The sequence below is a fragment of the Pseudomonas glycinae genome (assembly GCF_001594225.2).
Lineage (GTDB): Bacteria > Pseudomonadota > Gammaproteobacteria > Pseudomonadales > Pseudomonadaceae > Aquipseudomonas > Aquipseudomonas glycinae.
The window spans coordinates 3340388-3354651 of the sequence record NZ_CP014205.2 but is presented as its reverse complement, the minus strand read 5'-3'; the positions used below and the strand labels follow the sequence as shown (position 1 = coordinate 3354651).

At 61.1% G+C, this 14264-nt stretch carries 15 protein-coding genes; 6 read left to right on the top strand and 9 right to left on the bottom strand.

Translation table 11 applies throughout. The features are described from left to right. Window positions 1–13: 13 nt before the first annotated feature. From AWU82_RS15190 to AWU82_RS15170, 5 genes are all read right to left on the bottom strand, one after another. The gene (locus AWU82_RS15190) at window positions 14–949 is read right to left on the bottom strand and encodes a glutathione S-transferase family protein (RefSeq protein WP_064382438.1); all 936 of its coding nucleotides are present in this window, start codon (window positions 947–949) and stop codon (window positions 14–16) included. Window positions 950–1225: 276 nt separating this feature from the next. After that, a complete protein-coding gene (locus AWU82_RS15185; protein WP_064382439.1) occupies window positions 1226–1528 on the bottom strand; it encodes a GIY-YIG nuclease family protein in 303 nt (100 codons plus the stop codon). Between the two features lie 39 nt (window positions 1529–1567). After that, window positions 1568–2041: a nuclear transport factor 2 family protein gene (locus tag AWU82_RS15180; protein ID WP_064382440.1), complete on the bottom strand. Its 474-nt coding sequence runs from the start codon at window positions 2039–2041 to the stop codon at window positions 1568–1570. A 100-nt stretch (window positions 2042–2141) separates the two neighbouring features. Next, window positions 2142–3446, bottom strand: coding sequence for a CynX/NimT family MFS transporter (locus tag AWU82_RS15175; RefSeq protein WP_064382441.1), 1305 nt, complete (start codon window positions 3444–3446; stop codon window positions 2142–2144). Continuing rightward, window positions 3436–4095, bottom strand: coding sequence for a FadR/GntR family transcriptional regulator (locus AWU82_RS15170; RefSeq protein WP_064382442.1), 660 nt, complete (start codon window positions 4093–4095; stop codon window positions 3436–3438). Before AWU82_RS15170 ends, AWU82_RS15175 begins: the two co-directional genes overlap by 11 nt. Window positions 4096–4260: 165 nt before the next feature. On the opposite strand from AWU82_RS15170, the gene AWU82_RS15165 reads away from it, so the two are divergent. Beyond that, the gene (locus AWU82_RS15165) at window positions 4261–4572 is read left to right on the top strand and encodes a type II toxin-antitoxin system MqsR family toxin (protein ID WP_064382443.1); all 312 of its coding nucleotides are present in this window, start codon (window positions 4261–4263) and stop codon (window positions 4570–4572) included. Continuing rightward, window positions 4569–5060 carry a type II TA system antitoxin MqsA family protein gene (locus AWU82_RS15160; protein WP_007957339.1) on the top strand — a complete coding sequence of 164 codons (492 nt, stop codon included), beginning with the start codon at window positions 4569–4571 and terminating at the stop codon, window positions 5058–5060. The genes AWU82_RS15165 and AWU82_RS15160 overlap by 4 nt, the downstream gene beginning before the upstream one ends. Before the next feature lie 52 nt (window positions 5061–5112). Here AWU82_RS15160 and AWU82_RS15155 read toward each other — a convergent pair whose 3' ends face one another. The 4 genes from AWU82_RS15155 to AWU82_RS15140 all read right to left on the bottom strand — a co-directional run bounded on the left by AWU82_RS15155 (window position 5113) and on the right by AWU82_RS15140 (window position 9275). Then, window positions 5113–5877: an amino acid ABC transporter ATP-binding protein gene (locus tag AWU82_RS15155; protein ID WP_007957337.1), complete on the bottom strand. Its 765-nt coding sequence runs from the start codon at window positions 5875–5877 to the stop codon at window positions 5113–5115. A gap of 11 nt (window positions 5878–5888) precedes the next feature. Then, window positions 5889–6986 (bottom strand): amino acid ABC transporter permease, encoded by a 1098-nt coding sequence (locus AWU82_RS15150; protein ID WP_064382444.1) that lies wholly within the window; start codon window positions 6984–6986, stop codon window positions 5889–5891. 10 nt (window positions 6987–6996) lie between these two features. Beyond that, window positions 6997–8178 carry an amino acid ABC transporter permease gene (locus AWU82_RS15145; protein WP_190241480.1) on the bottom strand — a complete coding sequence of 394 codons (1182 nt, stop codon included), beginning with the start codon at window positions 8176–8178 and terminating at the stop codon, window positions 6997–6999. 65 nt (window positions 8179–8243) lie between these two features. Continuing rightward, window positions 8244–9275, bottom strand: a complete 1032-nt coding sequence (locus tag AWU82_RS15140; RefSeq protein WP_064382445.1) for an amino acid ABC transporter substrate-binding protein — start codon at window positions 9273–9275, stop codon at window positions 8244–8246. A 467-nt stretch (window positions 9276–9742) separates the two neighbouring features. Here AWU82_RS15140 and AWU82_RS15135 point away from each other — a divergent pair, with 467 nt between their 5' ends. The 4 genes from AWU82_RS15135 to AWU82_RS15120 all read left to right on the top strand — a co-directional run bounded on the left by AWU82_RS15135 (window position 9743) and on the right by AWU82_RS15120 (window position 14186). Further along, on the top strand, window positions 9743–10399 hold the full coding sequence (locus AWU82_RS15135) for an alpha/beta hydrolase (protein WP_064382446.1): 657 nt from the start codon (window positions 9743–9745) through the stop codon (window positions 10397–10399). 96 nt (window positions 10400–10495) lie between these two features. Next, entirely contained in the window at window positions 10496–11974 is a 1479-nt protein-coding gene (gene rhlB, locus AWU82_RS15130; protein WP_064382447.1) for an ATP-dependent RNA helicase RhlB, read from the top strand. A 125-nt stretch (window positions 11975–12099) separates the two neighbouring features. Beyond that, the gene (locus AWU82_RS15125) at window positions 12100–13044 is read left to right on the top strand and encodes an ornithine cyclodeaminase family protein (RefSeq protein ID WP_064382448.1); all 945 of its coding nucleotides are present in this window, start codon (window positions 12100–12102) and stop codon (window positions 13042–13044) included. A 14-nt stretch (window positions 13045–13058) separates the two neighbouring features. Further along, the gene (locus AWU82_RS15120; RefSeq protein WP_064382449.1) at window positions 13059–14186 is read left to right on the top strand and encodes an NAD(P)/FAD-dependent oxidoreductase; all 1128 of its coding nucleotides are present in this window, start codon (window positions 13059–13061) and stop codon (window positions 14184–14186) included. Window positions 14187–14264 lie beyond the last annotated feature (78 nt).

Here is a 14264-nt window from a genome sequence, read left to right as displayed (position 1 = left end):
TCCCTCAGATGTTTCAGCGTTTCTCGATTCGGAAACCGAAACGCGGGAAGTGCACATGCACCACTCCGCCACGTTCGTCCTCACGGCGCAGGATCAACTCCTCGCGACCGGCAAACACCAGCTCGCCGGCGACGGGATCAACGCCGTAGTCTGTCGCGGCGATCAGCACCTGCTGACCGCCCACGAACCCGTTCGGATCAGTGAACTCCTCGTCCGGCAACGCCGCCGGCGTAGAGCTGCGCGCGATCTCCAGTGCTTCCTCCGAACTCATCTCGCTGGCCGCGCCATGGCCAAAACCGAGCACACGCCCCAGCCACGCCGATACCGCCGGATAAGCATCCACCAAGGGCGCCGTCACGTGCGTAGCCTTGAGGAACCACAGTGGATGGGCCATGGCGAAGTCGGCAACCGACGGCTCGCCGAACAGGAAGTCACCGTCTTCGCGCTGCAACTGCTGCTCCAGGCGCGCCATGAGAGTCGGCCAATTGTGCTTGGCCTGCTCCGCTGACAGCCTGGTTGCGCTGCCACCGCTGAACAGTCCGGCCCGATCGGCGAGGAACGCCTTGATCGCTTCCGGCGGCAACTTGCCGAAACGCACCGCCACCGATTCCGGCTGGAACACCAGGCTCACCGCATGCTGGAACACTACCGAATCGGCCCAGGCGGCGAAACTGGCGGCGATCATTTCCTGACCTTCCGGGAAGAACGAAGGCTGGGCCTTTTCCTGCTCGAGGCGACGGGCGATCAGCGCGGTGTCGCAATAGATGTCGGCACCGATCTGCAACACCGGGGTCTTGCGGTAACCACCGGTCAGCGCAGTCAGATCCGGTTTCGGCATCACCGGTGAGATGTGCACCGAGCGCCAGGACAAGCCCTTGAAACCCAACAGCAGCCGGGCCTTTTCGGCGAATGGAGAGGTCGGGTAATGATGCAGAATCAACTCGGACATGCTCGGCTCCGCCGCACAGAAAGTGAACCAGCAGCTTAGCGCGCAATTCGTTCGCAGCCTACGGATCCGGCTGATGGGAACTGATCAGTCAGGTTGATAAGGCATGCAAAGAGGAATACTCTCCGCCTACGTCAATGTCTCCTGTGAGATCAGTAAACCCGGCCGCAAACCGGCGTTTACAGAAAAAACCGCCCCGCAAAGGCGGTTTTTTTTCGCCTGTCGTTTGCCGGAGGCACCGCGTCGACGCGGAGACTTCTACCGTTTGCCAATACCTGATCAATCAGGCCGATAAGACGCCACCAGACACTCCTTCGCACTCTTCCTGAGCTTCTTGATCAACCGCTCCTGACGCAAAGCATCACCCTTGTCGCGGCAACGCTCGGTGTAGACCAGCGCCATCGCCGGGCTTGAAAGAAAGAACCGTGCGCCCTTGCCGCTCTGGTGCTTGGCGAAACGGCGCACGGGATCATCGCTGATCCCGCAGTACAGCGAACCGTTGGCGGCGCGTACGAGGTAGACGAACCAGGATTTGCTCACTGGAACGTCGGCATCGAGAGGATTTTCGCTGAGGCTGTTCACGGGACAATTCAGGCGTAAGGAAAACAGGTGGCGATCTTATCAGCGACTCGCCTGAAATGCCTTCAGCCCTTTCAGCGCCTGAGCACGGACAGCGTTGCGCACCAGAGGCGTCCAGCCCAACAACACCCCCTTGAAACCCAGCGCCTGACGCGACCAGCGCCACAGGTCGAAGTGGTCGTGGTGTTCACAGATCTTGCCGTCACGGAAAACGAAGCGCGCCTGGATGTCGTTGATCACGACATTGCCGGTCTGGCTGAACAGGTAGGTCGCCACCCAGTGGGCGCCGCCGCTGCGCTCGTCGGCGCGGACGTTGTTGAAGGTCAGGGAGAAGTCCTTGGCGCGAGTGGTGAGCATGCGCCACATGTCGCCGGCATCACGACCGCGCAGCTCGCCAAAGGCCGGATCGCTGAACACCACGTCGTCGGTGTAGCAGGCGGCCATGGCCTCGGCGTCGAGGCGCTGGAAAGCCTGGTAGAAACGGGTGATCAGGGCGCTGTGGGCTTCTTCACTCATGGGCAATCTCCAGGAAAGGTACAGATTGCCAGCACGATAATCCGCAAACGCCTGAAACACTATCGGCATTCGCATTTCGAATACCGACAGTGCGTACGCATCAGACCTTTTCGCTGACCACCTGCACGTACAGCGCACGTCCGGCACCGAGGCCAGCGAGGATTGCACCCGCACCAATGATGCCGAAAATCCAGCCCACGGCGTTCCAGCCGCCGGTCCAGTCATGCACCACGCCGACCGCGAACGGCCCCATTGACGCCAGGGTGTAGCCGAAGCCCTGGGACATGCTCGACAGGTTGGCCGCGACATGGGAATCCCGCGAGCGCAGCACGATCAGGGTCAGCGCCAGGCTGAACGTGCCGCCCTGCCCCAGGCCCAGCAGGATCGCCCAGCCCCACAGGCCTTCGATCGGCGCGAAGAGGCAACCGAACAGGCCGCCCAGGGTCAACGCCATCACCACCACGATCGCCAGCCGCTGATCTTTGCCACGTGTGGCCAGCCACGGTGCCGCCAGGGAGCTGGCGAGCTGGATGATCACCGATCCGGACAGCACCAGACCGGCCTGGGTCGGCGTCAGCCCTCGACCGATAAGGATCGACGGCAGCCAGCCGAACACGATGTAGGCCAGCGACGATTGCAGGCCCATGTACAAGGTCACTTGCCAGGCCAGCGGATCCCGCAGCAGACCGCGCACCCGGTAAGCAAGGTTGTGTGCACCATGCTTCTGGCCGATTTGCGGCAGCCAGAACACTGCCGCCACCAGCGCCGGAATCACCCAGAAACCCAGGCCCATGGCCCAGCTGTGGTCAAAGTGTTCGCTCAATGGCACGGTCGATCCCGCCGCCATTGCCGCGCCCAGGCACAGGGCCATGGTGTAGACGCCGGTCATGGTGCCGGCATGTTTGGCGAAGTCGCGTTTGACGATGCCCGGCAGCAACACGCCGATGATGCCGATGCTCGCGCCACCCAGCACGCTGCCGGCGAACAGACCGATCTCACCGAAATTGCTGCGCAGGATGATGCCGCCGGCCAGTGTCAGAAGAATCCCCAGTACCACCCGTTCGGCACCGAAACGCCGTGCGAGCAATGGGGCCAGAGGTGCGAACAACCCAAGGCAGAGCACTGGCAGCGTCGTCAGCAATCCCGCTTGAGCAGCGGACAAACCGAGACTTTTCGACACTTCACCGAGCAACGGCGCCATGCTCGAAAGCGCCGGACGCAGGTTCAACGCCACCAGGATCAGCCCCAGCAGCAACAGCCACGGACGCCGCACCAGCGGATGGCTTTGCTGCACCTGTTCGTCATCGGCTTCGGCGTCGATCAACAACTCTTCGAGCTCGGCCTTGCGAACGGGGGCTGTGGAGACTTCTGGGCGGGACATGGTTTTCTCGGTTTCAAGGTTCATTGATCAACTGCCTCGACAGGGCTTTGGCCCGCTCCGGATCGCGCTGCTCGACGGCCTCAAGCAAGGCGACGTGCAAATCGAAGACTTCCTGTCGACGGGGGACGATGTTCAGGGTCTGGCGCAATTGCGCGCCGACGATGCTGGAAAAATAGCGATACAGCTCGCTGAGGGTCGGGTTGTGCGCGGCGTCCACCAGACGGCGGTGGAAAACCAGATCGCAGGCGATGTAGCTGTCGAGGTCGCCATGGTAGTGACTGCCGGCGTGCCCCAGTGCCTCGCGCAACGCGACGAGGTCTTCGTCGGTCCGGCGCAAGGCCGCCAGGCCAATGGCCTCGACTTCAAGGATGTGCCGGGTTTCCCGGGCCTGATCCAGCGAGCATTTGGACAGCGCCTTGAGCGTGTCCATCGGATCGACCACTGCCCGCAGGTAACTGCCGTCACCCTGACGGATCTCGATCAACCCTGAGAACGCCAGCACCCGCATCGCCTCGCGAACGGTGTTGCGGCTGATGCCGAGTTCGGCGCACAGCTCGGGCTCGGTCGGCAATCGCTGACCGACCTGCCACGTGCCGTCGGTGATGCGCTGGCGCAATTGATCCAGGGCCTGATCGACCAGGGATCGCTTAATGAGTGGAGAAATGTCTGACATAGGATTCGCCCTTTCATCCAATCATGGGATGAATTTTCTGACATGTTAGTCAGCTCCGTGTAGGACGGCAACCACCTAGGGTCAGAGAGGGGCAAATGGAGGGGATTTTCGATTAGTCAAAATTACCCTTTAAGGGTAATTTCAGGGACAGGGCTTTGGTTTCTTATGGAAAAGAACACACCCCATTACGACTTGGTGGTGATCAAGGCTGAGGTCAGGCGACGGGGAAGACAGGCATTCACCAAGAGCGCAGAAAAAACCGGACTGGATCTCGGCTTCAGCATCATAGAGATGCAAGAATTCGTTTTCGAACTGCAGAACAGGATGTTGTACAAGTCGATGACCACCTATGACGATCATCGAGTCTGGCAAGACGTTTATCACACGCACTCACACGATCTGGAGATTTACATCAAGGTGACATACCGCCCCGAAGGTGGCCCACCGGTAATCTCCTTCAAGGAGAAAAACCAATGAAGACCCGGCAATGTTTCAGCTGCGGTGCACGTGAGGGAATGACACATTTCGAGGGCCGCGGCGAAACCATCAGTGTCAAAGGCATGGAACGTCGTATCGATGACCTTGCTGGCTGGGAATGTCGCAAATGCGGTGAGGTCGAGTGGGACGCCGATACCGATAGTGCAGAACGCTACACGCAAGCCGGTGATGATCTGGTGATTGCTGCCCGACAAATGATCGGTAACGAGATGAAGCGCATCCGGCGCAAATTGCACCTGACGCAAAAAGAAACCGTGCAACTGCTTTCTGGTGGCGGACACAACGCATTTTCCCGCTATGAGCGCGGCGAAGTGCTTCCGCCGAAGGCGTTGATGCTGCTGATGCGCCTGCTCGATCGCTATCCGCACTTGCTCGCCGATGCGAAAGCCTTGGGTGAAGGGGCGGATCTGAGGAACGCCTTCAAGTATACCGAGCACAAAGAACACGAAACCCTCACCGTTTCCTGACCCTCAGAAAACAAACCCGGCACAAGGCCGGGTTGGTTTTATGCATCAGATCTCAATGCAGGATCTGACTCAGGAACAGCTTCGTCCGATCATTTTGCGGATTGTCGAAGAAGTCGTTCGGCGCCGCCTGTTCAACGATTTCGCCCTTGTCCATGAAGATCACGCGGTTGGCCACGGTGCGGGCGAAGCCCATTTCGTGGGTCACGCAGAGCATGGTCATGCCGTCTTCGGCCAGGCCGATCATGGTGTCGAGTACCTCTTTCACCATCTCCGGGTCGAGTGCCGAGGTCGGTTCGTCGAACAGCATGATTTTCGGCTTCATGCACAGCGCGCGGGCAATCGCCACACGCTGCTGCTGACCGCCGGACAGCTGTCCCGGATACTTGTGCGCCTGCTCCGGAATGCGTACGCGCTCCAGGTAATGCATGGCGATTTCCTCGGCCTTGCGCTTGGGCATCTTGCGCACCCACATCGGCGCCAGGGTGCAGTTCTGCAGGATGGTCAGGTGCGGGAACAGGTTGAAGTGCTGGAACACCATGCCGACTTCACGGCGGATCGCTTCGATCTGCTTGAGGTCGTTGGTCAGCTCCACGCCATCGACCACGATGCGGCCCTGCTGGTGCTCTTCCAGACGGTTGAGGCAGCGGATGGTGGTGGATTTGCCGGAACCCGACGGACCGCACAGCACGATACGCTCGCCCTGACGCACGTTGAGGTTGATGTCTTTCAGCACGTGGAACTGGCCGTACCACTTGTTCACGCCCTGCATCTGAATGATGCCTTCAGGGCCCACTGGCTTTTTGATTGCTTCGCTCATCGAAAAAACTCCTAACGCTTGTGGCCAGTGTCGAGCTTGCGTTCCAGGTGCATGGAATAGCGCGACATGCCAAAACAGAAAATCCAGAACACCAGGGCGGCGAACACGTAGCCTTCGGTGGCCATGCCCAGCCATTTCGGATCGGCAGCGGCTTGCTTGACGCTGTTGAGCAGGTCAAAGAGGCCGATGATGATCACCAGGCTGGTGTCCTTGAACAGCGCGATGAAGGTGTTGACGATGCCGGGAATCACCAGCTTCAGGGCTTGCGGCAGAATCACCAGGCCCATGGCGCGCCAGTAACCGAGGCCCATCGCGGCCGCGGCTTCGTACTGGCCTTTGGGGATCGCTTGCAGACCGCCGCGCACCACTTCGGCGACGTACGCCGACTGGAACAGGATCACGCCGATCAGCGCCCGCAGCAGCTTGTCGAAGTTCATGCCTTCGGGCAGGAACAGCGGCAGCATCACCGAGGACATGAACAGCACCGTGATCAACGGCACGCCGCGCCAGAACTCGATGAAGGTCACGCAGACCACACGAATCGCCGGCATGTTCGAACGCCGGCCCAGCGCCAGGACAATCCCCAGCGGCAACGCACCGGCGATGCCGACAGTGGCGATCACCAAAGTCAGCATCAGACCGCCCCACTGGCTGGTCGCCACGGTGTCGAGGCCGAAGACGCCGCCATGCAGCAGGCACCAGGCAACGATCGGGTAGACCACCAGGAAGCTCAGGCCGTACACCGCCTTGTGCGCCACGCGCTTGATGAACAGTGGCGCCACGCCGATGACCGCCAGCCACACGGTCAGGTCCACGCGCCAGCGCAGTTCCGGCGGGTAGTAGCCGTACATGAACTGGCCGAAACGCTGCTGGATGAAGACCCAGCAGGCGCCATCCTTGGTGCAGTCGGCGCGGGTGGTGCCGACCCAGTTGGCATCGAGGATCGCCCAGCTGAGGATCGGCGGCACCACCAGGTAGATCAGGTAGAACGCAAACAGGGTCAGCAGGGTATTGAGCCAGCTGGAGAACATGTTCGCGCGGATCCACGCCATCGGGCCGAAGACCTTGGCCGGCGGTGGCATGTCGGGTTTGAAAGTATGAGTACTCATGCGCTATTCCTTACCGCTCGATCAGCGCGATGCGCTTGTTGTACCAGTTCATCAGCAGGGAAATGCTGATACTGATCGCCAGGTACACGCTCATGGTGATGGCAATGACTTCGATCGCCTGACCGGTCTGGTTCAGCACGGTGCCGGCGAACAGCGAAACCATCTCCGGATAACCGATACCGGCCGCCAGCGAGGAGTTCTTCGCCAGGTTCAGGTATTGGCTGGTCAGCGGCGGGATGATGACCCGCAGCGCTTGCGGAATGATCACCTTGCGCAGGGTCGGGCCGTTGCGCAGGCCGAGCGAATGCGCCGCCTCGGTCTGGCCATGGCTGACCGACTTGATGCCCGAACGCACGATCTCGGCGATGAACGCTGCGGTGTACACCGTCAACGCCAGGGTCAAGGCCAGCAGTTCCGGAATCAGCACCCAGCCACCGACGAAGTTGAAGCCTTGCAGCTTCGGCATTTCCCAGTGCACAGGTGCACCGAAGATCAGCGCGCACAGCGCCGGGATCACCAGGAACAGCGCCAGGCCTGCCCAGAACTTGTGAAATGGCTCGCCAGTGGCCTCAAAGCGCTTGTTGGCCCAGCGGCTCATCAGCACGATGGCGACGATGGCCACCACGATGCTGACCACGAACGCCCAGAAGCCGTCGGCCATTTGCGCGGCCGGCATGTTCAGGCCACGGCTGCTGACGAAGAAGGTATCGCCGAAGTTGTGGCTGTTGCGCGGCCCCGGCATGGTCAGGAACACCGCGAAGTACCAGAACAGGATCTGCAGCAGTGGCGGGATGTTACGGAAAACCTCCACGTACACCGTTGCCAGTTTGGAAATGATCCAGTTCTTCGACAGACGTGCCACGCCGACGATGAAGCCGAGGATCGTGGCCAGGATCACACCGATGAACGTCACCAGCAGCGTGTTGAGCAGGCCGATGACGAACACCCGGGCATAACTGTCCGCTTCGGTGTAGGAGATCAGGTGTTGAGCGATGCCGAACCCGGCACTGCGCTCGAGAAAGTCGAACCCCGAAGTGATACCCCGGTGTTGCAGGTTGGTCTGGGTGGTATCGAACAGATAACAGCCCAGGGAGACCACCGCCACGATGGTGATGATCTGAAATACCCACGCACGCACTCGTGGATCGCTGAGGCTGAGCCTCTGCTTTGGTGCGCCGATTGAATTTTGCATGAAGTGCCCCGGAAATAATGGAACAGAACGTCACCCGGCAGTTGGCCTGCCGGGTGACAGAACCATCAGCGCACTGGTGGTGCGTATTGAATGCCGCCGTTGTTCCACAGCGCGTTCAGGCCGCGGTCGATTTCCAGCGGAGTGCTCTTGCCGAGGTTTTTCTCGAAGATTTCGCCGTAGTTGCCGACTTGCTTGACGATTTGTACGACCCAGTCCTTCGGCAGTTTCAGGTCTTTGCCGTATTCGCCGTCTGCACCGAGCATACGAGCGACATCCGGGTTCTTGGTCGCTTTGGCTTCAGCTTCGACGTTCTTCGAAGTGATGCCTGCTTCTTCGGTGTTCAGCAGCGCGTAGCCAACCCAACGCACGATGGCCAGCCACTCGTCGTCGCCGTTACGCACGACCGGGCCCAGTGGTTCCTTGGAAATGGTTTCCGGCAGAACTACATAGTCCTTCGGCGAAGCCAGCTTGCTGCGCTGGGCGAACAGCTGGGACTTGTCGGAGGTCAGCACGTCGCAACGACCGGATTCCAGCGACTTGGCGCTTTCATCGGAGGTGTCGAAAGTGATCGGGGTGTATTTCAGACCGTTGCCGCGGAAGTAGTCGGAAACGTTCAACTCGGTGGTGGTACCGGCCTGGATGCAGATGGTTGCACCGTCCAGCTCTTTGGCACTCTTCACGCCCAGCTTGTTGTTTACCAGGAAGCCGATGCCGTCGTAGTAGGTAATGAAGCCCGGGAATTTCAGGCCCATGCCCGCGTCACGGGAGCTGGTCATGGTGGTGTTGCGCGACAGAATGTCGATCTCGCCCGACTGCAGCGCGGTGAAACGCTCCTTGGCGTTCAGCTGACTGAACTTGACCTTGGTCGCATCGCCGAACACGGCAGCGGCCACGGCGCGGCAGACGTCAGCATCGATACCCACGATCTTGCCGGTGGAATCCGGAACCGAGAAGCCTGGCAAGCCATCGCTGACGCCGCACTGCACGAATCCTTTCTTCTTCACTGCATCCAGGGTTGCACCCGCCTGAGCGAACCCGCTGACACCCAGTACTGCAGCAGCAGTCACGATCGCCAGCGTGGATTTCAACATCTTCATTCAAACCTCCAGTTTTGCTCTTGTTGTGTCGGAGCTTGAGTCCAGTCGCACCCTTTTGAGGCGTTGTTGACCCGTGTTGGCTTTTTTTGGGGTCAACCGACGCAGGACCTTCGCTATGAGTCTAGTAGGAGACAATCCACATCATGGACAACTCACTTCTCACCAGTCGGCCGAACGGGCGGTAGCCCTTTCACGTTCGCTAAGCCCGTTGCGGCCATTGGCGAACATCCATCACCGGATTCTTTGCTATCCCGTCGCCAGGCGTTCACTGATAGTGTTACCGCCAGGCGCGAGATCGATTGCACGACTACCTCATAGCAAAGCCCGTACCACACCGGCTGCTGAAGCGATTGAGTGACAGGTCAATAGCAAAACTTGCAGCCTTGCGACATCTTCTTAACGGATCAACCGGGCGCGCACGCAAATCACGCACTCAATGAGAGCGCCCGCACACAATTGGAGCAGCCATGACCGAGCCCTTGATTCTTCAGCCTGTTAAGCCCGCAGACGCCTGCGTGATCTGGCTGCACGGCCTCGGCGCCGACCGCTACGACTTCCTGCCGGTGGCCGAAGCGCTTCAGGAAAGCCTGCTGAGCACGCGTTTCGTCCTGCCCCAGGCGCCGACCCGTCCGGTGACAATAAATGGCGGATATGCCATGCCGAGCTGGTACGACATCAAGGCGATGAGCCCGGCCCGGGCGATCGACCGCAATGAGCTGGAAGCATCCGCCGACCGCATCATCGACTTGATCGAAGAACAGCGAAGCAGCGGAATAGACGCCTCGCGGATTTTCCTCGCCGGTTTCTCCCAGGGCGGCGCCGTGGTCTATCACACCGCATTCCTGAAGTGGCAAGGGCCATTGGGTGGGGTACTGGCACTATCGACATACGCGCCGACCTTCAGCGATGAACTGGAGTTGTCCGCCAGCCAGCAGCGGATTCCGGTGCTGGCGCTGCACGGCCAGTTCGACAACGTGGTGCAGAACTCGATGGGACGCACGGCTTATGAGTATCTCAAGGCCCATGGTGTCACCGTGACATGGCAGGAATACCCAATGGAGCACGAAGTGTTACCCGAAGAAATTCGCGACATCGGCACATGGTTGAGCGAACGCCTGCGCTGACAATTGCGACAGGGGTCGCCCTTTGATCATCCCACTACGCCGCGCCCGTTTCTTGCATTACACTGGCCGGCGTACATTCCTTAACCAATTGATGAGATGACCGTGCTCAAAGCACTCAAGAAAATGTTCGGTAAAAGCGAGGCTGAGCAGCTCGCGCCAGTCCCCACTGCGCCGTCGCACGCCCCCGGTCATCGCAACGATGCCAGCCAGGCCGACCGCCAGACGCCCGCCACGCCCCCAAAGCAAGAACCGAAACCCGCTTCAGCTGCCGCGCCCGCCACCGAGCCGGCCCGCAGCGAAACACCGAAACCGGCCAAACCACGTCGCGAACCCAAGCCCAAGGCGCCGGTGATTCCCTGGAAACTCGAAGACTTCGTCGTCGAGCCGCAGGAAGGCAAGACCCGCTTCCACGATTTCAAACTCGCCCCGGAACTGATGCACGCCATCCACGACCTGGGTTTCCCGTATTGCACACCGATCCAGGCCCAGGTGCTGGGTTATACCCTCGCCGGCAAAGACGCCATCGGCCGCGCCCAGACCGGCACCGGCAAGACCGCCGCGTTCCTGATCTCGATCATCACCCAGCTGTTGCAGACCCCGCCGCCGAAAGAGCGCTACATGGGCGAGCCACGGGCGCTGATCATCGCGCCGACCCGCGAGCTGGTGGTGCAGATCGCCAAGGACGCCGCCGACCTGACCAAGTACACCGGTCTCAACGTCATGACCTTCGTCGGCGGGATGGACTTCGACAAGCAGCTCAAGCACCTCGAAGCGCGCCATTGCGACATCCTCGTCGCGACCCCGGGCCGCCTGCTCGACTTCAACCAGCGCGGCGACGTGCACCTGGACATGGTCGAAGTGATGGTGCTGGACGAAGCCGACCGCATGCTCGACATGGGCTTCATCCCGCAGGTCCGGCAGATCATTCGCCAGACCCCGCCGAAAAGCGAACGCCAGACTCTGCTGTTCTCCGCGACCTTCACCGATGACGTGATGAACCTCGCCAAGCAGTGGACCACCGATCCTGCGATCGTCGAAATCGAAGTCACCAACGTGGCCAACGAAAACGTCGAGCAGCACATCTACGCGGTGGCCGGTGCCGACAAATACAAACTGCTGTTCAACCTGGTCAACGATAACGGCTGGGAGCGGGTCATCGTGTTCGCCAATCGCAAGGACGAAGTGCGCCGCATCGAAGAACGCCTGGTACGCGACGGCATCAACGCCGCGCAACTGTCCGGCGACGTGCCGCAGCACAAGCGGATCAAGACGCTGGAAGGCTTCCGCGAAGGCAAGATCCGGGTGCTGGTCGCCACCGACGTGGCCGGTCGCGGTATCCACATCGACGGCATCAGCCACGTGATCAACTTCACTCTGCCGGAAGTCCCGGACGACTACGTGCACCGCATCGGCCGTACCGGTCGGGCCGGCGCCGATGGCGTGTCGATCAGCTTCGCCGGTGAAGACGACTCCTATCAGTTGCCGTCCATCGAAGAAAAACTCGGTCGCAAGATCAGCTGTGAAACGCCGCCGACCCATCTATTGCGGGCGGTTGAGCGCAAGCGTCCACAGTAAGCGCCGCCAAAACGAGAAGCGCAGCCGGCAACGGACTGCGCTTTTTTTTTCGCCCGGATATTGTTCAATAAAACTAAAAGTCCATAATGGACAAATTAGTTTAGAAACAATCTGCGGAGTCCGACATGTCCAGTACGCCTTACGTGATCGACCAAACCCAGGCCCGCGAGCTGTTGGCCCGGATCGATGTGCCGCAGATCCTGCGCAAGCTGTTCCGCGATCTGGCGGCCGGGCACGCAGTGCAACCGGCGCAGCAATGGGTGGAATTCCCCCAGGGCGCCGGAGACTTCATCAACTATCTGGGCGTGCTGGCGAAAGACGGCGTGTACGGGGTCAAGACATCGCCGTACATCGTTCGCGAACAAGGCCCGCTGGTGACGGCGTGGACGCTGCTGATGTCGATGCAGACCGGCCAGCCGCTGCTGCTCTGTGATGCCGGCGAACTGACCACTGCCCGTACCGCTGCGACCACGGCCGTGGCGGTCGATGCCCTCGCCCCGTTGGACGCCACGCGTCTGGCAATCATCGGCAGCGGCAAGGTCGCCCAGGCGCACCTGCATTACGTCAAGATGTTGCGCGACTGGCAGAACATCAGCGTGTACTCGCCGACCTTGAGCGAAGACCCGGCAACCGCCCGCCAGCTGCAAGCCCTCGATCCACGGGTGAGCATCGCCGACAGCCGCGAAGCCGCCATCGCCGACGCAGATGTGATCATGCTCTGCACCTCGTCCGCGGGCCCGGTGATCGACCCGGCAACCTTGAGCAAACCGGCGCTGATCACCTCGATCAGCACCAACGCACCGCGCGCCCATGAAGTGCCACCGCAAAGCCTCAACGACATGCAGGTGTTCTGCGACTATCGTCTGACCACCCCGGGCTCGGCCGGCGAGATGCTGATTGCCGGCGAACAGCATGGCTGGGACAGCAGCGCGATCATCGGTGACCTGGCGGATCTGCTCAGCGAAAAAGTGCGGCGCCCCGATTACCACCGTCACGTGTTTTTCCGCTCCATCGGTCTGGGCCTGGAAGACATCGCCCTGGCCAACGCCGTCTATCAATTGCAGCGCTGACACCGGAGATTTTCATGAGTCATGCAGATTTCATCATCATCGGCGGCGGGATTGCCGGCGCCTCCACCGGTTTCTGGCTGTCGCAACACGGCAAAGTTGTGGTGCTGGAGCGCGAGTCGCACCCGGCTTATCACTCGACCGGGCGTTCGGCTGCGCTGTTCACCGCCGCATACGGCACTCCGCAGGTTCGGGCGCTGACCCAGGCCAGCCGTGAATTCTTCGACCATCCGCCCAGCGGCTTCTGCGAACACCCGCTGCTGACTCCACGCGGAGAAATGACTGTCGACTTCGCGGGTGACGCCGCCGAGCTGAACAATCAGTACCTCAGCGCCAAAGCCACGGTGCCGGAAATGCAGCTTCTCAGCGCGGATGAAGCCTGCGCGCGGCTGCCGATCCTGCGCCGGGAGAAAGTCCATGGCGCGATCTACGACCCGACCGCCAGCGACATCGATACCGATGCGCTGCATCAGGGCTATCTGCGCGGCATCCGTCGCAACAACGGCCAGGTGCAGACCGATTGCGAAGTGATCGGACTGAGCCGCGATGCCGACGGCATCTGGCAAGTGCAGACCAACGGCCAGACCTTCAGCGCCCCCATCGTAATCAACGCGGCAGGCGCCTGGGCCGACAAGATCGGTGCCCTGGCCGGCGCCAAGCCGCTGGGCCTGCAACCGAAACGTCGCGCGGCGTTCATCTTCGCCGGCCCCGAAGGCGTGGACATTCATCACTGGCCGATGCTGGTCAGCCTCGACGAATCCTTCTATATGAAGCCCGACGCCGGGATGTTCCTCGGCTCGCCGGCCAACGCCGACCCGGTCGAACCGCACGACGTGCAGCCGGAAGAACTGGACATCGCCATGGGCATTTACCAGATCGAGGAAGCGACGACCCTGACCATCCGCCGCCCGACTCGCACCTGGGCGGGCCTGCGCAGTTTCGTGGCTGACGGAGATTTGCTGTCCGGGTTCGATCCGCAGGTGCCGGGGCTGTTCTGGGTCGCGGCCCAGGGCGGTTACGGTATCCAGACCTCACCGGCGATGGGCATGGCCAGCGCGGCGCTGGTGCGTGGCGAATCGCTGCCCGAACACCTCAAGCAATTCGGCCTGAGCGCCGCCATGCTCGCCCCTGCCCGCCTGGCCTGACCGTCCGCCCGGATGACGCGCCCGACGGATTGCGGCACACTCGCAACGCCCCCGGATCACGGGGGCGTTGACGTTGCC